The 21,889-nt window shown below is 62.3% G+C and carries 18 protein-coding genes and 3 pseudogenes; 19 read left to right on the top strand and 2 right to left on the bottom strand.

What is annotated here, in order from left to right; all coding sequences use genetic code 11:
* The first annotated feature begins 329 nt into the window (after positions 1-329).
* From DQ405_RS16560 to DQ405_RS16550, 3 genes are all read left to right on the top strand, one after another.
* A complete protein-coding gene (locus DQ405_RS16560) occupies positions 330-1,832 on the top strand; it encodes a CHASE2 domain-containing protein (RefSeq protein ID WP_168425190.1) in 1,503 nt (500 codons plus the stop codon).
* 364 nt (positions 1,833-2,196) lie between these two features.
* On the top strand, positions 2,197-3,663 hold the full coding sequence (locus DQ405_RS16555) for a M48 family metalloprotease (protein WP_128118904.1): 1,467 nt from the start codon (positions 2,197-2,199) through the stop codon (positions 3,661-3,663).
* Positions 3,664-4,377: 714 nt separating this feature from the next.
* The gene (locus DQ405_RS16550; protein ID WP_128118905.1) at positions 4,378-5,430 is read left to right on the top strand and encodes an asparaginase; all 1,053 of its coding nucleotides are present in this window, start codon (positions 4,378-4,380) and stop codon (positions 5,428-5,430) included.
* 77 nt (positions 5,431-5,507) lie between these two features.
* Here DQ405_RS16550 and DQ405_RS16545 read toward each other — a convergent pair whose 3' ends face one another.
* Positions 5,508-6,203 (bottom strand): SOS response-associated peptidase family protein, encoded by a 696-nt coding sequence (locus DQ405_RS16545; protein WP_128118906.1) that lies wholly within the window; start codon positions 6,201-6,203, stop codon positions 5,508-5,510.
* Between the two features lie 100 nt (positions 6,204-6,303).
* Between DQ405_RS16545 and DQ405_RS16540 the strand changes: the two genes are divergently transcribed.
* Both DQ405_RS16540 and DQ405_RS16535 read left to right on the top strand, forming a co-directional pair.
* Positions 6,304-6,729 (top strand): LexA family protein, encoded by a 426-nt coding sequence (locus DQ405_RS16540; protein WP_128118907.1) that lies wholly within the window; start codon positions 6,304-6,306, stop codon positions 6,727-6,729.
* Positions 6,717-7,973: a Y-family DNA polymerase gene (locus DQ405_RS16535; RefSeq protein WP_128118908.1), complete on the top strand. Its 1,257-nt coding sequence runs from the start codon at positions 6,717-6,719 to the stop codon at positions 7,971-7,973. The genes DQ405_RS16540 and DQ405_RS16535 overlap by 13 nt, the downstream gene beginning before the upstream one ends.
* A gap of 132 nt (positions 7,974-8,105) precedes the next feature.
* On the opposite strand, the gene DQ405_RS16530 is transcribed toward DQ405_RS16535, so the two are convergent.
* Positions 8,106-9,059: an endonuclease gene (locus DQ405_RS16530; protein WP_128118909.1), complete on the bottom strand. Its 954-nt coding sequence runs from the start codon at positions 9,057-9,059 to the stop codon at positions 8,106-8,108.
* A gap of 842 nt (positions 9,060-9,901) precedes the next feature.
* Between DQ405_RS16530 and DQ405_RS16525 the strand changes: the two genes are divergently transcribed.
* The 14 genes and pseudogenes from DQ405_RS16525 to DQ405_RS16455 all read left to right on the top strand — a co-directional run.
* On the top strand, positions 9,902-10,213 hold the full coding sequence (locus tag DQ405_RS16525; RefSeq protein WP_128118910.1) for a DUF736 domain-containing protein: 312 nt from the start codon (positions 9,902-9,904) through the stop codon (positions 10,211-10,213).
* Positions 10,214-10,900: 687 nt separating this feature from the next.
* Positions 10,901-11,702: pseudogene (locus tag DQ405_RS16520) on the top strand (DUF7011 domain-containing protein).
* A gap of 83 nt (positions 11,703-11,785) precedes the next feature.
* Complete coding sequence (locus tag DQ405_RS16515; RefSeq protein WP_128118912.1) at positions 11,786-12,082, top strand: helix-turn-helix transcriptional regulator; 297 nt, start codon at positions 11,786-11,788, stop codon at positions 12,080-12,082.
* An 11-nt stretch (positions 12,083-12,093) separates the two neighbouring features.
* A complete protein-coding gene (locus DQ405_RS16510) occupies positions 12,094-12,927 on the top strand; it encodes a replication initiator protein A (protein ID WP_128118913.1) in 834 nt (277 codons plus the stop codon).
* Positions 12,928-13,168: 241 nt separating this feature from the next.
* The gene (gene parA / locus DQ405_RS16500) at positions 13,169-13,807 is read left to right on the top strand and encodes a ParA family partition ATPase (protein ID WP_128118915.1); all 639 of its coding nucleotides are present in this window, start codon (positions 13,169-13,171) and stop codon (positions 13,805-13,807) included.
* The gene (locus tag DQ405_RS16495; protein ID WP_128118916.1) at positions 13,804-14,055 is read left to right on the top strand and encodes a chromosome partitioning protein ParB; all 252 of its coding nucleotides are present in this window, start codon (positions 13,804-13,806) and stop codon (positions 14,053-14,055) included. The genes parA and DQ405_RS16495 overlap by 4 nt, the downstream gene beginning before the upstream one ends.
* Positions 14,052-14,585 (top strand): DUF2840 domain-containing protein, encoded by a 534-nt coding sequence (locus DQ405_RS16490; protein WP_128118917.1) that lies wholly within the window; start codon positions 14,052-14,054, stop codon positions 14,583-14,585. Before DQ405_RS16495 ends, DQ405_RS16490 begins: the two co-directional genes overlap by 4 nt.
* Positions 14,585-15,145 (top strand): S26 family signal peptidase, encoded by a 561-nt coding sequence (locus tag DQ405_RS16485; RefSeq protein WP_128118918.1) that lies wholly within the window; start codon positions 14,585-14,587, stop codon positions 15,143-15,145. The genes DQ405_RS16490 and DQ405_RS16485 overlap by 1 nt, the downstream gene beginning before the upstream one ends.
* 352 nt (positions 15,146-15,497) lie before the next feature.
* On the top strand, positions 15,498-17,477 hold the full coding sequence (locus DQ405_RS16480) for a relaxase/mobilization nuclease and DUF3363 domain-containing protein (RefSeq protein ID WP_128118919.1): 1,980 nt from the start codon (positions 15,498-15,500) through the stop codon (positions 17,475-17,477).
* A 104-nt stretch (positions 17,478-17,581) separates the two neighbouring features.
* The gene (locus DQ405_RS16475) at positions 17,582-17,842 is read left to right on the top strand and encodes an EexN family lipoprotein (RefSeq protein ID WP_128118920.1); all 261 of its coding nucleotides are present in this window, start codon (positions 17,582-17,584) and stop codon (positions 17,840-17,842) included.
* Between the two features lie 215 nt (positions 17,843-18,057).
* A pseudogene (locus tag DQ405_RS16470) lies at positions 18,058-20,039 on the top strand (conjugal transfer protein TraG).
* The gene (locus DQ405_RS16465; RefSeq protein WP_241508957.1) at positions 20,036-20,494 is read left to right on the top strand and encodes a CopG family transcriptional regulator; all 459 of its coding nucleotides are present in this window, start codon (positions 20,036-20,038) and stop codon (positions 20,492-20,494) included. Before DQ405_RS16470 ends, DQ405_RS16465 begins: the two are co-directional and overlap by 4 nt.
* Positions 20,491-21,519 (top strand): P-type conjugative transfer ATPase TrbB, encoded by a 1,029-nt coding sequence (gene trbB, locus DQ405_RS16460; protein ID WP_128118921.1) that lies wholly within the window; start codon positions 20,491-20,493, stop codon positions 21,517-21,519. The genes DQ405_RS16465 and trbB overlap by 4 nt, the downstream gene beginning before the upstream one ends.
* Positions 21,516-21,887 (top strand): annotated as a pseudogene (locus tag DQ405_RS16455) (TrbC/VirB2 family protein); the annotation flags it as partial. The gene trbB and the pseudogene DQ405_RS16455, both read left to right, overlap by 4 nt.
* Positions 21,888-21,889: the final 2 nt, after the last annotated feature.

Here is a 21,889-nt window from a genome sequence, read left to right as displayed (position 1 = left end):
GTTGATGGCTGGATAATGCGCGGCCGTTGCGACAGCTTATGTTGTGGCTGAGCAAGTTCGCCTGGTGACGAAAACAGGAATAAAGCAACCGTGCGGGTCAGCAGGAGAGTGGCTACGGTTTGGCTACGCCGCAACGCTCCTCGCCAAAGTAGCGCAATCAGGGAACCGACCAATGGTTTGTGACATACGTCGTGCTTTTTCGCTGATGGCGTTATGATGCTATCCGATCAATAAGGACTTGCATGGGCTGGTTCGCTACATGCTTCGGATGGACAGGGATGCCGAGCGGGAATCACCAAGAGCCATGCCCGGACGTCGCGTCAGGGCAGATGAAAGGCATTGAAGACTACGCCCGACAGCTGGCGAAGCTGATACTCATGTGCAGGCGGCCACGCCAGTTGCTGCATCGAGTAGGCGTAAGCTTCGTGCGACGCTGGCAGTTAATGCTCGGCTACTTCGCAAGCTTTCGGGATGAACGTTTAAAGACAGTGCCGGGCAATCTGGTCGCCTGGGCAACTGTCTCTCGCATGTTTGTGATTTTCGTTGCGCTCATCATTCCCGCATGGCTGCTGGAGGTTGTCGATCCTTTCGGTCTTTCGGGCGCGGTGGAAAGGCATTCCCAACAGATTGTGCAGAAGATCGCTGCGCCTTTTTACCCAACAACTGCACAATCGCGGATTGCAGTAGTGCTTATCGACGAAGGCGCCTTGGCCGTACGCGGTGAGAGCTGGCCGCCCCGCTATCTGTATTACGAGGAGGTGGTTCGACGGATCGCTAAACAACGCCCCTCTGCCATCTTTCTCGACGTTCTTGTCGAAGACCGCCGCTCTTATGATTCGTCCCTCCCGCTAGCACAAAAGGCACTAGAGGAGACCCTTAAAGAAACGGGGGTTCCGCTATACCTAGCGGTCCTAGACGGCGGTGAGCGCAACCTGTTTGCAAAAGTCCCTGGAACTCACTTGGCAATGGCCGGTTGGAGTGGACATGGCGCCGACTATCCACTTCTCGTGGACGGCCCCCATCGCTTTGGTGCGATGCCGTCGGTGAGCGACAACCGATGTGGCGCCGATAGCCTGCCGACTGCGGCCTTCGCTCTGTATCGCCAACTCTGCGAGCGCGGCGAGAACAAGAGCTGTGGTGAAGCTTTAGCACAAGGTGACACCGGTACTTTCTGTGCGCCGATGGTTGTTCAATGGGGATACAACGTTGCGCCGCAGGTCCGCGCTCGGGACCTGCTCGCGGCAAGTCAGTGTGCGCCGTCTGAGGTAAGTCCCGGAACCCGACTCTTCGACTCCGCACGGATCCTGTGGTCAAGCTTACTTGCCAGCTTCGATAAAGAGTCCGAAGCCCAAGGCCGTCAGACATGCCCCTATACATTGACGGTGCGCGAAGAGGACCTGAGTAGCGCTAGAGTTCGCGGACTATTGAAAGACCGGGTGGTCTTGGTCGGAACGAGCCTTGCCGGGATCCATGACCTCGTAGCAAGCCCCGTTCATGGACAGTTGCCAGGTGTTTATCTGCATGCCATGGCGCTGGATAACTTACTGACCTGGGACGATCACTATTTCGCCCGGGCCGAAGGTACCCCCACGCTTCTAGTCCTCGGGCTGCTCTTGGCCTGGGTGTCTGCCGCTCTCATTCGTGCCAATCCTGCACGCCTGGATTTCCTATTGCACGCCTTCGCAGCGGTGCTTGTACTCGGCGTTAGTGCTTTTTTCTACCTGGTTTTGCATCGCCCTCCGCTTGACTGGCTTGGGCTTCTGCTCATTTTCGAACTTGCCCGGAGGATATTGGAAGCCTCTGCCAATCGGCGACAGCCGTCCGTAAATTAAGGAAGAACGCCATGATCCGATCTGTCATTTGTCTCGCCTTCACTGCTGGCTTGCCGCTGAGCTGCCTTGCCGATTCGCAAGTTACCGAAGCAAACGTCGACCCCGTTAGTGTGTACGAACGTCAAGCAGACGGGCTGTACGTTCGAACCGGCAAGCGTTCGGTCCAAGAGTTATCGTTACCGTTAGTGCTGCTCGAGCAAAGCCCTAGGGGCTACTTGAAGGTTTCACTTAAGGGGCAGGAACTTTGGCTCGACAGCATGGATGTCGAAGTATTCCCGCCGCCGAGTATCGGGAAAAGTGGCTGTGTGCCGACGCTTCAGGACTCCGTAGCGGCCGTCTCGCGTGGAGCTGGGGAGGGGTGCCCATGAAGCGGCTTGTTTGTGCGGCGCTGTCTCTGGCTGTAATAGGTGGCTGCGCGCAGGTTAGCGTGCCGAAATTGCCTATAGCCATGGCAGCCGATGACCCAACCATCACGCTATTGGACTCGCGTTTCCCTGGTACGGCAGCTAACAAGGAACAGGTGGGTCTGCAAACCACTGATAGCTTTTTGCTGCAGCATCGTGCGTTAGGCACAGCCGACAATCCGCGTATCGACGAGTACACAAACTCAATCCTAAAAAAACTGCAGCGCACGTTACCGGGAACCCCTGCTGCGGGACGGGTATACATCACGCCGAATACCGAGTTCAGCGCAGCGAGCTATGAGGACGGCGGGATTTATATCCCATACAAAGTGCTAGGTGCGCTCGAGAGCGAAGATGAGTTAGCCGCGTTAATCGCACACGAGTACGCGCATGTTCTTTTGAACCATCACAAGACTAACTGGCTTGATACCGCCTCCGGTTTTCTCTACAGCGCCGGTAAGCTGTACATCGGCCGGCGACAGGCTGATGCGGTAGAGAGCGATCTGCTGCGTATGCTTGCCATCAACGAGGCTGGGCTTGGACTGTCTCAGATCGGGCTTATTCCTGGTTTGACACGTTCTCAGGAAGACGAGGCTGACCGATTGGGCGCCGACCTCGTAATCCGGGCAGGGTACTCTTATATCGGCGCGCATAAATTGTTGAGCCGTATCAGGACTTGGGACGATATGACCAAGGCTCAACGCGAGGCGCGTAAAAAAGACTATTTCCAGCTGTTTAAGCCTAGCGACAATAGCGCACTAGCTAAGGCTATCGACGGCCAGGTAGACAAACTCGAACATGAGGCTGAGAAGCTTATCGGGAAGTGGAGCCGGCACCATGATTCGGGAGCAACTCGAATGGATGGACTGCGCAGGTATATCAAGCAGCATTACGCTGAAGTGGAGCGGCCGTCCCTTCGTGTTGACGCTTATAAACGGGTGGTGGCCGCCTCTGAGGCTCGTCGTTTCTTCGAAGGGTTAGACAAAGCTCATGTTTCCTCGCTTGCCCTAATGAAGCAGGACCGTAAAGACGCTTTGTCGCGTGCGCGTCAGGCTGGGCAAAGCCCTGCATCCAGTGCAGCTTTTGCGCGTCACGTACTGATCAATGCGTTGAGTGTGAACGGCCTCGGGCGCGATGCGGTCGTTGAACTCGAAAGCGTCGTTTCTGATGAGCGGGCGCTCTACAGCGACAACTTGCTCCTGGTGGAGGTGTTACGGGAGCGTGAGCCCGAAAGGGCACTGACACTCGCGCAGCGCAGCTACGATCGCTACGGTGAGCCGGTTGAACTCCTGCCTGACCTAATCACGCTTAACAAGCAGTTGAATCGTAATTGGATCGTTATGAAACTGTACGGCGTCTGCGCCGCCAGGGCGATGGCGGCTACCGATAACGCTCTGTTAGACAGCTGTAATAAAGCCAAAGGGTGAGTGGCTGATAGGCCATTCAAGCGTATCAACGGCGGGGCCACTGGTTGCTTTCGGCAAGCAGTTCTCAAAACCAGGCCCGCTGAGCGCCGAAAATTGTTGCGTTGGCGAGGCAGTTCTCATTCCGGCTGACGAACCATGGGGGCACCACCATTCGTATTGGCGAGGACTGGAAGCCGGGGCCACGATGCGCCACACCTTCGAAATGCTGCATGCCGAGGCAGCTGGCCTACCCTACAATAAATTCGAGCACAACCAGGCCCTGCGGCGCCTACACCATGGCCATATATGTTCTCAGTCGAGTTCAAGCATCAGAACGTGAGCGCCGTACGGCACTTGGCATGCCAAGCCCGGGGCAATTGCCAATTACTGCTGCGGAAATTCGTACAAGCGTATTTCCTGAATTGCCAGCAAGCGGTTAACGTCCTGGGAGAAGTGAAACCTACCTGGCGGTGCTTGTCTCGGTGCCTAAGCATGAAACACTCCGCAAGCTGGCCGAGCAGAAGCGCAATGGGCACTTAGTTCTAACAGCAGCGCTTGCCCGCTTCTGTTCAACCACAGCGGCGACCTGAGCCAGCACTTATACTTCCAGCCGACCGACTACCGAGCCAGTTTCCGGGGCATCGTGGGGTAGTGGCCTGCTGGCAGAGCCACAACCAAACAGAAGATCGCTTGTCAGTTTCCTTACCCCCATAAGAATGATGGTAAGGAACTGACATGAGAAAGAGCTCATTTTTGATCGCCGGGCTCTGCGCAGCCCTGCTTGGTAACGCCTACGCGCAGGAAAAGCCCACGGTTCAGTTGATTGCGACTGGCGGAACGATTGCCATGAAGATCGACCCGGTCAAAAAGGCGCCCGTGCCTGCCATTTCGGGTGATGACTTGCTCGCGACGGTGCCGGAGGTAGGGGAATACGCAAAGATTGAAGTCGACAACCTGTCGAATGTGCCTTCGGACTACATGGATCCGCCGCGCTGGATCGAACTCACCAAAGCGGTCAACGCTGCGCTGCAGCGCTCAGAGGTGTCTGGCGTAATCGTCTCGCACGGCACCGATACCCTCGAAGAAACCGCATTCTGGCTTGACCTGACCGTTGAATCCGACAAGCCGGTCGTTGTTATCGGAGCGCAGCGCAACGCATCGTCTTCTGACTTCGACGGCCCGCGCAACCTGCTCAATGCAGTGCGTATAGCTGTCGATGAGCAGGCGAAGGGCAAAGGGGTTCTGCTGGCCATGAACAACCAGATCAATGCGGCGCGCCATGTGACCAAGACCCACACAGCGAATGTAGAAACCTTTCAATCCGGTGACTACGGCTTTCTGGGAGAGGTCTATCCCGATCGTGTGATATTTGCGAGGGAGCCGCTGCGCCGACAGCACATCGAAATCCAGACCGATGAGATGCCAAAAGTAGAAATTGTTGCCATGTACGGCGGGGCCGATGGCAGCCTGCTGCGCAGCGCTGTCGACCAGGGCGCGAAAGGAATAGTAGTGCAAGCCCTGGGCATGGGAAACATGAATCAGCCGATGTTCGAGGCCGTTAAGTACGCCCTGGAAAAGCAGGTGCCCGTCGTGATCTCGACGCGTGTTTATAACGGTCGCGTCATGGCCAACTACGGTTTCGAAGGCGGTGGCAAAACGACTGCGGATGCGGGCGCTGTCATGGCCGGGAATCTCAGCCCACAAAAGGCGCGCATTCTTCTCATGCTGCTTTTGCAAAGCGGGACGTCGGGGCAAGAAGACCTGCAGGCAGCATTTGACGCCATGTGACACCAGGCACGGCGATAACCCAACGCCTCCCTCCGGGGGGAGGTGTTCCTCATGCTACGAATAGCAGGGCGATCTGGCTAGGTCGACATCGCCTCGATCAGCCCCGGTCCCTCGTTGCGGACATTGCCAACCGCACGGTCGACCGCGAACCACTCGAACGCTTCGACCGGTAGTGCGAGGTCTCGCACGATTGCCTCAGCGCGTGGCAGGGGCAAGTCCGGGTCGACCCATTCGCGAGCCAGGTCGGCCTCAAGTACGATCGGCCTGCGGTCATGGATATCGACCATGCCCTGGTCGCTGTCTGCCGTAAGGATCACAAACCCGTCACCCTCGCGCTCCGCCATCCCGTTCCGGTCCAACTGGGCCAGGGCTGCGAACCATAGCGGCTCGCCGTCCTTGCGCCGTATGTAGTAAGGCTGCTTTTTCTTCGGGTCGACCGGATCCTTGACCCATTCGTACCAGCCATCGGCGACCACGAGTGTGCGTCCCGTCGCCCAGATATCGCGAAAGAATCGGCTCGTCGCCGCTGTCTCGACGCGCGCGTTGATCGCCGGTTGCCGCTTGCCCTTGCACCAGAACGGCTGATAACCCCAGGGCAGGCGTGCCTGGCGCATGCCGGCGTCCGTCTCGAAAAACATCATCACCCGCGAGCGCGGTGCAACGTTGTAGCGGTTGATCGGCTCTGGGTCGATCCCGCCCTCGATGGGCTTGTCATACCTCAAGGCATCGAGATACTCGACTGCGGTTCGGTACTGGGTGAATCGTCCGCACATGAATCCCTCGGCTTGCTATCGGCTAAATGCCTCTACACATTGACCGCAATCGCGGCGAACTGTTAACTGTATGTACATACAGTTATTGCAGAGCAGTACGATGCGCGCCCTCATTCTTGGCCAGCTCGGCCCCTCCGGTAGTTTTTGCCAATACATCGACACACGCTTGCCGGCCGGTTTTCCCTCGCCGGCGGCCGATTATGAAGAGCTGACGCTCTCCATCGACGACCTGGTAGACCTACGCACGCCTCATGTCTACCTCGCTCGGGTGGATGGCCCCAGCATGACTGGCGCCGGCATCTATGATGGTGACGTGCTTGTGGTCAATCGGGCCCTTGAAGCGCGTTCGGGTGACGTCGTCGTCGCTTATGTGGATGGCGGAATGACGGTCAAGCGACTAGAGGTCACCCCAACTGGGGTCTGGCTGCAGCCAGAGCATCCCGATTATCGACCCATCGCGGTAACCGAGTCGCTGCACGTCTGGGGCGTGGCCACCCACAGCCTGCACCGCCTATGTTCGCGCTGATCGACTGCAACGCTTTCTACTGCAGCTGCGAGCGGGTGTACCGTCCGGAGCTCGAAGGTTTTCCGGTGGTGGTTTTGAGCAATAACGACGGCTGCGTGATCGCACGGACTCGGGAGGCCAAGCGCCTGGGCATTCCTATGGGCGCGCCGTATTTCCAGTGGCGCGATCGGCTGCAGGAGTGGGGTGTGGTCTGTTTTTCAAGCAACTACGAGCTTTACGGCCAAATGAGCGCCCGGGTCATGACCACCCTGGAAGGGCTGTATCCCCGGATCGAGGTTTACAGCATCGACGAAGCCTTCGCCGACCTGACGGGGCTTCCGGGTGACATGGTCGCGCTCGGTCACAAGGCGCGCGAACGTGTCCTGCGTTGGACGGGCATACCCGTCGGCGTGGGCATTGGGCCGACCAAGACCCTGGCCAAACTTGCCAACTGGGCGGCGAAAACCTGGGGTAAATCCGGCGGCGTCATCGACCTGCGCGACCCGGCACGACGGGACAAGCTGCTCAGGATCACCGAGGTCGGCGAGGTATGGGGCGTAGGCCGGCGGCTGACGGCCCGGCTAGAGCTCCTCGGTATCAGGACAGCCTGGGACCTTGCGCAGTATGACCCGGCGTCGCTGCGCAGACAGTTCTCGGTCGTGCTGGAGAAGACCGCACGCGAACTCGGGGGGGTTGCCTGCCTGGAGCTGGAGGAGGCGACCCCGCCTCGGCAGGTGATCTGCAGCAGCAAGATGTTTGGTTCGCGTCTGCGCGAGATCGCCCCGATTCGCGAAGCAGTGGTCGCCTACGTGACCAAGGCCGCTGAAAAGCTCAGGGCTCAGCAGAGCCTGGCCGGTGAGTTGCAGGTTGCCATTCGCACCGGCATGCACAACCCCGAGCAGCCGCGCTACGCCAATGCCATCGACTGCCCGCTGCCATACCCGACCGATGACACCCGCATACTGGCTGCTGCCGCAGTTCGCGGCCTGGAGGCGATCTTTCGTCCAGGCTATGCCTATAGCAAGGCGGAGGTTCTGCTCCAGGATTTGCGCCAGCGCGGTGAGCTCACGGCTGACCTGTTCGCTCAAGCACCTCGGCCAGGGGCCGATCGGCTGATGGACGTGGTCGATCGCATCAATGCGCGCGAGGGTAGGGGGGCTGTGCGGCTTGGGCGCATTCCTGCCTCGCCTGTATGGGCCATGAAGCGCGAGATGATGAGCAAGCGGTATACGTCTCGTTGGGATGAGCTGATGATCGTGCAGTAGACTCCCTGCAGCCGGCCCCTCTGATGGGCCAAGCAGTTGCGGGCCGAAGCGACACAGCGCTGCTACTTGGCCCGAACATACGCCAGCGGCCGCCAGAATCCGGTGCCCACCGTCCGGACGCCGAGCGTTCACTTATCGGCAATTTCCAGCCTTACGATAGCCCGCGGCGGCAGCTTCGGCTTCTGAACGGAACAGCACCTGGTTCTTTGGAGATACCCTGTCATAGCTGGGGCATCGCTCGGCGAGGTGATAGATCTTGCTGTTCCGATTGCCGATGATGGCGTCGTTGGTGGAAGACTGCGATGCCGGAGCTGCCGCAGCTCGAACAGGAATAGCGCTCACGATTCCTTCGCGGGAAGGTTTGTGGCCCAAGCTCCATGACCGGTCGCCGGTCACGAATGGGTTCTGGTGCCCCATCACCTTGGCGGTGCGTCTGTTCCACTCTTTCTCCCAGGCTGACACCGGGTATTGCCGATCCCAGCTCATAAGCAGCTGCTGTTGCTGCCTGGACATGGAGAGCCCGTACCGGTCGTACATGTAGAAGGTGGAACGCGCCACCAGCCCTTTGACGTCAGCTCGCGGCTCGGCTGTGCGCCCCTTGAAGTCCACGCGGGTCGTGCACGCGCCGTACTGGGCAGAAACGCCGGTCACCATGCCGTACTGGTAGTTGCTGCGGTCGCCATTCACCTCGCCAACTGACGGGTAAAGGTTGAAGAGGTCCGCTTCCATTACCCGGAATACCGGATCATCGGCGATGCAATTTTTCCGGCCGCCGTTCTGCCAGCACTGGCGCTGGTGGCCGAAGACCCAGGCCGGCACGATGTGCTCCCACTCAATGCGACCGGCCCGGTTTTGCTGCGCGCGAGTTTCGTAGCCGCAGGATGCTGCATCGATCCTGCCGCCCGACTTTCCGGTCCATTCCCATTTACATCCGCAATAGAGCTCGCCCTGATCGCCGTCCGCCTGGTCGAAGAAGACCTTCGTTTTGGCTATGACCTTGGCTGCGGTAAACGTGGCCGGAGCATCGGCGTAGGCGTGTGAGATAAGAAGGAGGGAGGCAAGCAGTGCGGAACAAAAGCGTTTCATGAGAGCTGGAGTGCTAGTCAAAATGGGCGCGCAGTTTACTGCCTGACGCGGCTTTGCCTATCGGCGCTATCGTTTGGAAGTGTTTTTGAGCTGTACCAAAATTTCCGCCTGAACCGCACTGAACGACCCGTCCTCTCGGGCCGGGTCTCGAGCTGAACAGAAGCGGCTCGTTGACCCTCATGCGAATGGACGCAGCCGCCGCTCCTGACCTGATTAAAGCGGCCAATCTGTTTGGCACACGGCCGCGATTCATCAGGAGCGATCTGACTGCCAAAGCAATTGGCGATGATGGAGCGCTGCATCCGGAGGAGTCTTCAGTATTACGACCCGGCTCGCTGCGGTAGGTTGTCATCGCGCGTACCGTACCCGAAGCTCGCGGAAGCGCGCTCCGAGCTCGAGTAGGGTCACTGATCTACCGCACCGCCTCGCTATTGTCTTTGCCTACCCGGCCTCACCGGCGCTGCCTCAGGTGCGCGGGGCGCGTTCTCGCTTTTCGCTGGCCTGCCGACCCTTGTCACCGTCAGGGCGCGAGCCGGTGAAGCGTCACGCTGGGAGACCGAGCCGGCCACGGCTCCTTTGGGAACGTTCGTCCCATTGCGTCCTTGGCACGTCGTGAATCCTGGCGGTGGCGCGGCTGCGCCTCGGGCGTCAGGGCAGCAACCGTTCGGTGCAAACAATTTCCCCTCCGCTACGCGGATTCCTCGCCCGCAAATTCCGTGCGCCTGCCGGTCCTTCACGCTGTTGCGGCCGCGTTGCGGTGCGCCCAGCCCGTCCTCCGCCTGCCGGATCACAACAAGGACGCGATGGGCGCGACCTTGGTTACCCCGAAAGGAGCAATCATCATGGCCAACATCGGCACCTTTACCGCTCAGAACGATGGCTTCACCGGCACTGTTCGCACCCTGACGCTGGACGTCAAGGCCAGGTTCATTCCCAACGACAGGGGCGGCGAGAACGAACCCGACTACCGCATCCAGGCGGCCAGCGGCTTCGACATCGGCGCAGCCTGGAAGAAAGTCAGCCAGGCAGAGCGGCCATACCTATCCGTGACCCTTGACGACCCTTCTTTTCCGGCGCCGATCTACGCCCGCCTGATCGAGGAGGAGGACGGTACGCACAACCTGATCTGGTCGCGCAGCAAGTCAGTGGCCTGACCAACTCAACTCAACTAGCCCCGCCCGTTGCGGCGGGGCACTTGTGTAGGCTTCACTTGGGCGTTGCACACGCGCTCGCCTTTGCTGGTCGTTTCTTTCCGCTTCGCTGCACGTTCCTATCAGCTTCGCTCGGCCGATCCCGTCGACCTGAATGGACAGAGGCGTTCGGCTATTCCTCAGTCGCCGCTATACGCAAACCGATTCGGTTATAACTCGCCTCTTTGATGCTTTTGCGCAAAGTATCCATGCCGGTTTTGATCAGAAGCTCGGAAGCGGTTCTGCGGTTTTACGGAAACACGCAAAGCCAGATTTACGCTTTGGCGCTATTACGGCTTCACCCGAATACGGATCCGTGCTTTCGCGGCAGGGCACACAATCGCAACTGCAGGTCGGCGGTTTTGTGCGGTTTCACATTTCAGCAACGGCGTACTCACGTGAAACCGTAAGCGTTCAGACCGGCGCGGTCTGAATCGCCATTTACGTCATCTCCGGACTGAAACCCGACCTATCGGGTCATCTTTCCACGCCTCAAAACTGCAGGATGGCTCAGCACTGCACGTCCTTGAAGCGAAATTACGAGCAGATGATCCGGCCGGCGCCCGGCGTCATCGGTCTTTGCATTGTGTGAAGACCCTCCGTTTGTGTTGCGAGTCGAGGGCGACCATCTCGAAGCACGGAGGTTGGCCGATGGCTCACCGCAACGCCGGGCAAGGGTCTCCCACTGCTGCCTACCTCTACGTGCTGCACCTCGATCAGCCTGCTCTGGCCTGGGAGTATCTGCGCAGAAACCCTGAGTACCGGCGCGACTGGCATGATCCGCAGCGCCGGCCGGTGGCTGCGCGGCGCTGGGAGCTGCGCATGCTGGAAGATCCTGGCCTGGCCTGGACGCGCGCGACGCGGATCCGGTCTGGCTCGTCGACCATCCAGGGCTGGTTCAGCTCCATCCCGACCTTGATCCCATCCCTGATGCCGCAGCGTTTGATTTCTGGCGCATTCCAGGCCGCAAGGGCCTGATGCATGACGGTCGCTGTCTGCGCTTGACGGCCAGTACTCCAGGCTGCCGGGTCACGTTGGCGATGGCGCCTGGCCTGGATGACGGCGACGCGTTCGTCATAGCGATGCGCCCCGGGGCCCAACCGGGCTTTCGTTCGCGCGCCATCTCTGACGCGCTGAACAACCTGGCCGGTGCCTCTGAAGCCGCGCTACCCGGCCAGACCTTCGCTCGGCCGAGCGCCACCGCCTTGCTTGAACTGCATACGTTGCAGGCGCTTGACGCCAGTCTGGCGGGCGCCTCTTTGCGGGAGGTGCCGCCGGGCTCTTCGGTGCAGCGGCGGTAACACACGGCTGGCACGCCGACGCGGGCCTGCGCTCGAAGGTGCGCCGCCTGGTCCGGCGGGGCCGGATGCTGATGCTCGTGGGCTACCGGCGTCTGGCACAGCTCGACGGGTGCGGGGAGGGCCGTTCCGACCACTCCCCAAGACGACCCTGAGCAGGGTGCCCAGCTTCTCTGAGACTGGCTCCATCCGGCTGTAGTGGTGTGGCCGGCTGTCCTGAACGATGGAGGCTTACCCTATGCGACCTGCTCCCGTACGGCCTGCTGTTGCCGTTGGCACATCGATGCAACCCGTTGCTGCTGTCCAGCAGCAGCGTTACCTCACCAATGACGAGGCGGCTTCCTACCTTCGTCTGTCACCGCGCACATTGGAGAAGCAGCGCGTAATCGGCGGTGGCCCGCGCTTTCGCAAATTTGGTCGCCGCGTCATGTATGCCATCGCCGACCTTGACGCCTGGGCCGACCTTCACAGTTTCGAGGCCACCTCCGACCCCGAGTATGCCGAGCAGCACTCGGCTGACAGCCGTGCGCGTTGATTGGCGGCCTGATGGCCAGCTCCGTGCCCGAGCGTGCCCAGCTCGACTTGTTTCGCGCCTTGCCGGGCGACATGGCGCCGCGCGACAGCCAGGACCTCATGGCGTATCCGTTTTTCTCGCTATCGAAGTCACGGCGCACAACACCGATAGACTTTCGCACCACTGGCGTAACGGTGCGCGTAGAGGGAACCCAGGAGCACGGCATCGCCACGATCTGGGATGCCGATATTCTGATCTGGGCCGCCAGTCAGATCGTTGCAGCGCGCGATGCCGGCATCGCTCCGTCACGCCTGATGCGAGCAACACCCTACGAGATCCTGCGCTTCATCGGCCGCGGTGTATCGCTACGCGACTACCAGCGCCTCAAAGCCGCCCTGGATCGCCTGCAGTCCACCACAGTCGCGACATCGATTCGCGAGACGACCGGGCGGCGTCTGCATCGCTTTTCCTGGATCAACGAGTGGAAAGAACTGGCCGACGCCCGCGGTACGCCACTGGGCATCGAGCTAATCCTGCCGGACTGGTTCTTCGCGGGCGTGCTGGACGCAGCGCTGGTCCTGACCATCGACCCGGCGTATTTCCGACTCACCGGAGGCATCGAACGCTGGCTATACCGCCTGGTTCGCAAACACGGCGGCAAGCAGGCCGAGGGCTGGCAGTTCGATTTTCGCCATCTACACCGCAAGTCGGGCAGCACTGCGAGGCCCTACGACTTCGCCTGCGATCTGCGCACTCTGGTGGCGCGGCAGTCGTTGCCGGGCTACGTACTGGGCATCGAGCGCATTCCGGAGAGCAGAACGGAACTGCTTACGTTCCGGCCCGTGTCGTCCACGGCACGGGGATAGTCGCGGTAAAAGCTGTGGATGGACTCGTGCTATCAGGCGTGTCGGGTATCGTGCTATCGGGCGTGTCCCTATCGTGCTATCAGGCGTGCCGAACCGGCTACAGACCAGAGCCCGCGCGGTACCGAGCGTCCTTTAACTTATCTAACTTAAAAGCTCTAACTTTTTGTAAGAGCGCCCCGTTCTCGTGGATAACCGAAAAACGGCACGCGCTGGCCCGCTCCAGGGAGAGGAGGGGCAGGTCATGATCATTGCGCTGCTCAATCAGAAAGGCGGCGTCGGCAAGACCACGCTTGCCACGCACATTGCCGGTGAACTAGCGCTACGCGGCCAGCATGTTGTCCTGCTGGACGCCGACCCGCAGGGTTCGGCGCTGGACTGGACGCAACGGCGCACGCAACAGGGCCTGCCCAGGCTGTTCAGCGCATTGGGCCTTGCTCGCGAAACGCTGCACCAGGAGGCGCCCGAACTGGCCCGCCGCGCAGATCACATCGTCATTGACGGTCCACCCCGCATCGCCGCGCTTGCACGCTCTGCGCTGTTGGCTGCCGACCAAGTCCTCATCCCGGTTCAACCCAGCCCGTACGACCTCTGGGCCAGCGATGAGATGGTTGCGCTGATTCTCGAAGCGCAGGTGTTTCGCCCCGAGCTTGCGGCAGCGTTTGTCATCAACCGTCGCATCAGCACCACCATCATCGGCCGCGAAGCGCGCCAGGCGCTGGCCGAGCAACCGCTACCGGCCCTGCGTGCTGAGGTTCGCCAGCGCATAGTCTTCGCTGACAGCGTGGCGTCCGGTCGGCTTGCTCGCGAGACAGCCCCCGATAGCGCTGCCGCGCGCGAGATCACCGCCCTGGTGGACGAGTTACTGGGGTGGACGGCATGACCCGTGTAGGCGACAAGCGCACGGCCTTCGGTGCGCGGCCTCCCGCGAACCCGCATGCCGAAGCCTGGGTTCGCCAGGGAGACGTCAGCGTCCTGCATAAACGCGATCTCTACAGCGCGCGCCTGACCCTCGACATCACCCCCGCCTTGCGCGCCCGGATCAAGGTGTCGGCGTTCACCCAGGGCATGACGGTGGCCGATTTGCTGCGCGGGCTGTTGGAGCGTGAGTTTCCGGAGAAGACATCATGATCACACCGACAGTCTCTGCCACACCGGCTCCGCCGCCATCAATCTCCGCATGTTGCGGCCAGGCGGACGCCACGCCGCTGACGCGCGTATCTCTGGTCCACGCACCGCAGCGCATCCAGGTCTACCTGCGTTTCGGTGATCCGGCGCGTATTACCCGCCTGGACCCCATGCGGCGCATTGCGGTATTCCTGCCGGGCGCGATCTTCTGCCGCGTTCGCTGGCAGGCCAACGACTACGGCACGGTTAGCTGGCAGCTGATGGTGATGCAGGCGTGCTCGCAACGTGACGCGGCGCAACGCATTGCCGGTGTGTTGCCTGGGGCGAGGTTGCTGTTGCACGCCACTGGCAAGCATGCCGTGCATGCCCTGCTACCGCTGATGGATGCCATTGAGGCGCAGGGTATCGATCCTGCAGCGGTATCACCTGCGTACTGGCGAATGCTGAACAACCGGCTCGCCGCACGGCTGGCGATGCCCGTCTACACCGCCGAGCGTCACACCGCCTGGCTGGCGAGGAGGGCACTGCTGTGATGAGCAATGCCATCGCGCATCAATGTTCACGAGGCCGCGCTCGCCTTGTAGTCGCAGCGCTATCCGCCTGTGGCCTTGCGGCACTGGCCTGGTCGGTCTTCATGCGGCCCGATGCCCGGTTCGTCTACAACGCTTCGGACAGCGTGCCGGTTGGCTGGTATCGGATCGATCCGGCAGGACGGAAGGCTGGCTCGTCGCCTGTTGGCAGCATCGTGCTCATCCACCTCCCGGATGCCAGCGCCTCGCTGGCAGCACAGCGCGGCTACCTGCCGATCGGCATTCCCTTGCTCAAACGCGTGGCCGCGGTGGCTGGGCAGCATGTGTGCATCGCTGACCGGATCGTGCGCATCGACGGCGTGACCGTGGCTGCAGCGCGTGTCGCAGACAGAGCGGGTCGGCCGTTGCGGGCCTGGTCGGGGTGCCGACGGCTCCGTCACGGTGAGCTGCTCCTGCTGAGCACGACCAACCCGGCGTCGTTCGATAGCCGATATTTCGGGCCGGTTGAGGCGTCCGCCGTGCTCGGTATCGGACATCCGCTCCTGCTGGAGATGGACAAATGAAGCGCGCCGGATCGCGCTACCAAGTGCATCCGGCGCAGCCGTCCTGCATGCAGCTGTCTTGCCTTGCGCGTGAACAGTTGGCGGCCGCCACCGTGTTCGCCGGTGGCCTGGCGGCGAGTGGCACAGCTGCGTCGAGCCGTGGACACCTTGAGCACGTGCGACTGGAAAATGCGGAAGGCAAGACAAAAGGGGGCGGCACCCGGTCGGTCGCAACGCCAGTCTGCACGTGGGGGAGGCGCGGCACGCGACTGCGTTCTTGCCGTGCCGTAGATAGCGTGCAACGCGCGCCAACGCTGGCATGTTGGCGTGCCTCGTGCGCCAGACTGCGCCCTGACTTGCCGAGGGCAAAGGCATGACCGACCGCCGCGACGACGACTTCCGCCTGCGACCGAGTGCGCCAAAGAGCCGCGACAAGGGCTTCGTTTCCAACGTGCTCAAACAGGTCGGCAAAGCGGGTGGGAAGTCGGCGGTACGTCGTCCGGCCTTGACCAGTGGCAAGGGCCTGTACACCGGTCAGCGGCCCGGCTCGCGGTTGGGGCGAGGCCACACGGCGGCGCGCTTTGCAGGCGCCTCGCTCACACCTTTCTCGCGCCGTGTGACCATCAAGACCCTGCTGGTCAACCAGCGCCAGGCCAGCCCGCGATCGCTGGCCAAGCATCTGCGTTATATCGAGCGCGACGGGGCGGGCCGCGACGGCGAAGCAGGCCGGGCCTACGGACCCGACAGGGACGAGGCGGATCTGGGCGGGTTCAGGGAGCGCTGTGCTGACGATCGCCACCATTTTCGCTTCATCGTCGCGCCGGAGGACGGGGCCGAACTGGCCGATTTGCGCACCTACACCCGGCAGCTCATGGGCCGTATGGAGGCTGACCTGGGGACGCGGCTGGAGTGGGTCGCGGTGGACCACTGGAACACCGATAACCCGCACACGCACCTTGTCCTGCGTGGGCGCGACGACACCGGCAAGGACCTTATCATCGCCAGCGATTACATCGCCCACGGCTTTCGCCATCGGGCCGCCGAACTGGCCAGCGAATGGCTAGGGCCGCGCACCGAGTTGGAGATACAGCAGACCTTGCAGCGCGAGGTGGACCAGGAGCGCTGGACGAGCCTGGATCGCACGTTGTCCCGCGAAGCGGGGCCCGAGCGGATGCTGCAAATCGAACGCTTCAACCAGCCGTCGCTGCAACGCCAGCGTCTGTTGCTGATCGGCCGTCTCCAGCAGCTACAGCAAATGGGACTGGCTGAAGAGATCCGGCCCGGCACATGGTCGATTGAGGCCGATGCGCAGACCACCTTGCGCACGCTGGGTGAACGAGGCGACATCATTCGCACCTTGCAGCGTGCCATGAGCGGGCGGGCGCGCCAGTTGGCCGTATTCGAGCCAGGGGAGGACGGGGTTGCAGTAACAGGCCGGGTGGTTGCCAAAGGCCTGTCCGATGAGCTGAGTGACCGGGGCTATCTCGTCGTCGATGGCCTGGATGGCAAGGCGCACTACGTCTCCCTCAGCGCTCGCGACGAGTTGGCCGGCTACCCCATTGGGTCGGTGGTGGATGTGCGTGGCTCGGCCGAGATCCGGGAGACGGATCGCACCATCGCCGGGCTGGCAGCGGATGGTCTGTACCGGTCAGACCATCACCTGGCGATCATCCGGGGCCAGGCGAAAGGCAACCGTGACCCGCAGGAACAGGTCGCGGCCCACGTGCGGCGCCTCGAGGCGCTGCGCCGAGCCGGCATCGTCGAGCGCGTGGCGGACGGACTGTGGAAGGTACCGGCCGATCTACCCGAGCGGGGCCGCCAATACGACGCGAAGCGCTTGGGCGAAGCAGCCGTCCAGCTGAAATCCCATCTACCGATCGAACGGCAGGCCCTGGTCATTGGTGCCACCTGGCTTGACCAGCAACTGATCGGCGGTGGGCGAGGGCTGGGTGACCTCGGATTCGCTGGCGAGGTGAAGCAGGCCCTGCGCCAACGCGCCGATTTTCTGGCGGAGCAGGGGCTGGCCGAGCGGCAGCAACAACGCGTGGTTCTGTCGCGCAATCTCCTGGCAACGCTACGGGGCCGGGAGCTGAGCCAGGTCGCTGAGCAGGTCGCTACCGAAACCGGTTTGGAGCACCGGCCTTTGGAGGAAGGGCAACGCGTGGCGGGCCTCTATCGCCGCAGCGTCATGCTCGCCAGCGGACGTTACGCCGTGTTGGAGGATAGCAAGGCGTTCAGCCTGGTGCCGTGGAAGCCTGTCATCGAGCAGCGGTTGGGTCAGCAGCTTGCCGCGACGGTACGGGGCAACGCGGTTTCCTGGGACGTTGGGAGGTCTCGTGGTGTTGGAATCTGACGGCCTCCACGCGCTGTTCTGTCTGTCAGCTGCTCCCGGTGCGCGACCATCGGACGTATGCCAAACGCCTTCGATTTGTAACTGCAACCCAGAGGAAACGAGCCATGAGAACCCTGACACCGATACTCTGTGCATTGGCACTGACGGCCTGCGGCGAGGCTGAAAAGCCACAGGCGCAGCTGCCGACGGTTGACGAGCTGGCGGCTGACCCCGCGCGGCTGAAGGAGCTGCGCCCGCAATGCAAGCTGGACCGCGCGAAGCTCGGTGATGCCCTGTGCAATCGTGTTGCCGAAGCCACGCGCAGGCGGTTCTTGGGGGACGGAAAAGTGCCGTACACACCGCCAGAAGAGCGGCCCAAGTTTTAAGCGTTACCCGCCCTCGGAAAACGCCTACGGTCCGACCAATACGCCGCAACGCGTTCACGCTTGCGGCGTTTTGTTGCCACTTTCCCACGCTTCCATTGATGCATTTTCGTCCAGTGTTGTCCCGATAACGGTCTTTGACCGGCACCGGAACGGCACCGAATCTCCCCCCAAGCAGCCCGGTGATGGGCTGCTTTATGCCAAGGGGGGACGCAGTGATGATTGGGACGAACGTACTGTTCGGACAGATCGCCGTTGTGTTCGGTGTCGTCATCACCGGCGTGTGGGGCGCGACGCAGTGGACCGCCGCAGCGCTGGGCTATCACCCGCGCCTGGGCTTGCCCTGGTTCGAACTCTTTGCGATGCCGATCTACCACCCCTGGCGCCTGTTTGGCTGGTGGTTTTTCTACGGCGCCTATGCGCCAGAGGTGTTTGACATCGGCGGTGCCATTGCCGGAGCAAGCGGCATGGTCGCTGTGGGTGTCGCCATCGCCATGTCGGTTTGGCGCGCACGTCAGTCGCGTCAGGTCACGACCTACGGCTCGGCGCGTTGGGCCGAGTCTGAAGACATCCGCAAGGCGGGGCTGGATCGTCCGGCCGGCGTGTTCCTGGGCCTGTATGGCGACCACTACCTGCGCCACGAGGGACCCGAGCATGTCCTGGCGTTTGCACCGACTCGCTCGGGAAAGGGGGTCGGCCTGGTGGTTCCTACCTTGCTGAGCTGGCCGGCATCGGCCGTCATCCATGACATCAAGGGCGAGAACTGGAACCTGACCGCCGGTTGGCGTTCCCGGTTTTCGCACTGCCTGCTGTTCAATCCCACCGATTCGCTTTCGGCTGCCTACAACCCGTTACTGGAGGTGCGTTACGGGATGTGCAGAACATCGCCGACATTCTTGTGGACCCGGAAGGCGCGCTTGAGCGGCGCAACCACTGGGAAAAGACTTCGCATGCGTTGCTGGTCGGCGCCATCCTGCACGTGTTGTACGCGTCTGAGGACAAGACGTTACGCGGCGTCGCCAATTTTCTGAGCGACCCGCAATGCCCTTTCGAGGTGACGCTGCACCGGATGATGACGACGCGGCACCTGGGCGACGAGACCCACCCGGTGGTGGCGTCCGCCGCCCGCGAAGTGCTTAACAAAAGTGAGAACGAGCGCTCGGGTGTGTTGAGCACCGCCATGTCGTTCCTCGGGCTGTACCGCGATCCAACGGTGGCCCAAGTGACCTCACGCTGCGACTGGCGCATCGCCGACCTGATTGCTGCCGAGCACCCGGTGTCGCTGTACCTGGTAGTGCCGCCTTCGGACATCAGCCGCACCAAGCCGCTGATCCGCCTGATCCTCAACCAGATCGGGCGACGCCTCACCGAATCACTCGACGGCAGCGATGGCGTGCAGCGGCGTCACACGCTGCTGCTGATGCTCGATGAATTCCCCGCGCTGGGCCGGCTGGATTTCTTCGAGTCGGCACTGGCCTTCATGGCCGGCTACGGCTTGCGCGCATTCCTGATCTCGCAGTCACTCAATCAGATCGACAAGGCCTACGGGCAGAACCACTCCATCCTCGACAACTGCCATGTGCGCGTGACCTTCGCCACCAATGACGAGCGCACCGCCAAGCGCATTTCTGAAACGCTGGGTACCGCAACGGAGCTTCGTGCGCAGCGCAACTATGCGGGCCATCGACTGGCTCCGTGGCTGGGCCACCTCATGGTCTCGCGTCAGGAAACGGCGCGGCCGCTGCTGACGCCGGGCGAGGTGATGCAACTGCCGCCGGACGAGGCTGTGGTGATGGTCGCCAGCGTCGCACCGATCAAGGCCCGAAAGCTGCGTTACTACAGCGACGCCAACTTCAAGCGGCGCGTGCTGCCGCCACCGATCCTCGCGGCGGGGCGTTACGCCGATGCGCCGCCAGGGCGCGAAGACGACTGGACCGATCTGAGACTGCCGGTAGCTCCAGCGCCGTCGGAGTGCAGCGACTGCCTCGTGTCCGGCGTTGCCGACGAGGGCGGGCCGCGGCGGCAGCCCGAACTTTCCGAGACCGTCACCTACGACCCCGAGCAGGCGCCTTCCGGCAACGACTTGGCTCTGCTCGATGACGGCGACTTGCCGCCCGTTCTGCCTCGCCAGCTCGATCCTGGCATGCAGCGTGTTGCTCGGCAGGCCGCGCTCGATCCCGACGACGGAGTCCAGCTATGAGCCAGTACCGCCTCAACCTGTTCATTCAACCCGAGCATGCCCGCCGCCTGGACGAGCTGGCCGCCAAGAAGGGTGTTTCCAAGTCCTCCATCGTCGCCGCGGCGCTGGCGTCCTGGTTGTCGCCCGAAGCCGGCGACCAACGCGAAGCCGCCATTGCAAAGCGGCTGGATCGCCTGTCGCGGCAGTTCGAGCGCCTTGAGCGCGACCAGGCCATCGAGATCGAGACGCTGGCCTTGTTTATCCGCTACTTCCTGACCGTCAGCACACCAGTGCCCGAAGCCCATCAGGAGGCAGCCAAGGCTCAGGGCAAGGCGCGCTTCGAGCAGTTCGTCGAGCAGCTCGGTCGCCACCTCTTGCGGGGCCGCAGCCTCGTGCGTGACCTGGTAGAGGACCGCTCTTCGGTGAGTGAGCTCCTGGATGGGGCGGCGGACGGAACACGGGAGCAAGGCCAATGACTGCTGCGACCCAGGCCACCCAGGCAGTCTCGCTCGACCGGCGTATCGCCATGCTCCGCACTGCCATGGGGCCGTTGATCGCTGCTGCGCTCGAAGACCCCGACGTCGTCGAGGTCATGCTCAACCCTGACCGGACGCTGTGGGTGGATCGACTGTCGTCGGGGCGCGCGCCGCTCGGCGCTGAGCTATCCGAAGCGGATGGCGAGCGCATCATCCGCCTGGTGGCTGCGCATGTCGGCGTGGAGGTGCACCGCGGCAAGCCGCTGCTGAGTGCCGAGCTGCCGGAAACCGGCGAGCGCTTCGAGGGCATTCTGCCGCCCGCGGCGCCGGGTCCCGCCTTCGCCTTGCGCAAGCGGGCCGTGGGCGTCATTCCGCTGGAGCGCTACGTGACAGACGGAATGATGACCGACGCCCAAGCCTCCTTCCTACGCGAGATGGTCCGGGAGCGCAGGAACATCCTGATTGCAGGTGGCACCAGTACCGGTAAAACCACGCTGGCCAATGCGCTGCTCGCCGAGATTGCCACCACTGGTGATCGGGTCCTGGTGCTTGAGGACACCATTGAACTGCAATGCGCCGCCCGCGATCACGTACCGCTTCGCACTCGTGCGGGCGTGGTGTCCATGCGCGAGTTGGTGCGTACCACGATGCGGCTACGTCCCGACCGCGTGGTGGTGGGTGAGGTGCGCGGCGGGGAGGCGCTGGATCTCGTCAAGGTCTGGGGGACCGGCCATCCCGGTGGGATCGCCACCATCCATGCCAGCTCTGCTCTGGGCGCGCTGTTGCGGCTGGAGCAGTTGGTGCTGGAAGTCGCCGTGAATCCGCCTCGAGCGTTGATTGCCGAGGCGGTCAACGTGGTGATCGTCATCGCTGGCCGCGGCCGCCTTCGCCGAATCGAGAGTGTCGCCTGCGTCGTCGGTCACGACGCTACGGGCTACCGCCTAACGGATGCACAGGACGCATTGCCCGCCTTCTCAAACGCATCTTCTTCGTTGCCCTCAACCTCGCTTGGAGAACTGCCATGAAATCTGCACATGCCTCTGTTTCCCGCTTGTCCTCATGCTCCTTGTTGGGCCTGGGGCGCCTTCGCCGCTTGGCCGCGCCTGTCCAGAGCGGCCTGTTGCTGGCCGCCGTTATGCTGGCGACCGCCGGCACGGCGAGGGCGGCCGGCTCGTCAATGCCATGGGAAGGGCCGCTCGAATCCATCCTTGAATCGATCCAGGGACCGGTGGCGCGCATCGTGGCGGTGATCATCATCATCGCGACGGGCCTGGCGCTGGCGTTTGGTGATACCTCGGGCGGTTTCCGAAAACTGATTCAGATTGTCTTCGGCCTGAGCATTGCCTTTGCCGCGTCCTCATTCTTCCTGACGTTCTTCAGCTTCGCCGGCGGGCA

Source organism: Pseudomonas sp. SST3, from assembly GCF_003325755.1.
This window is presented reverse-complemented; position numbering and strand designations above follow the sequence as displayed.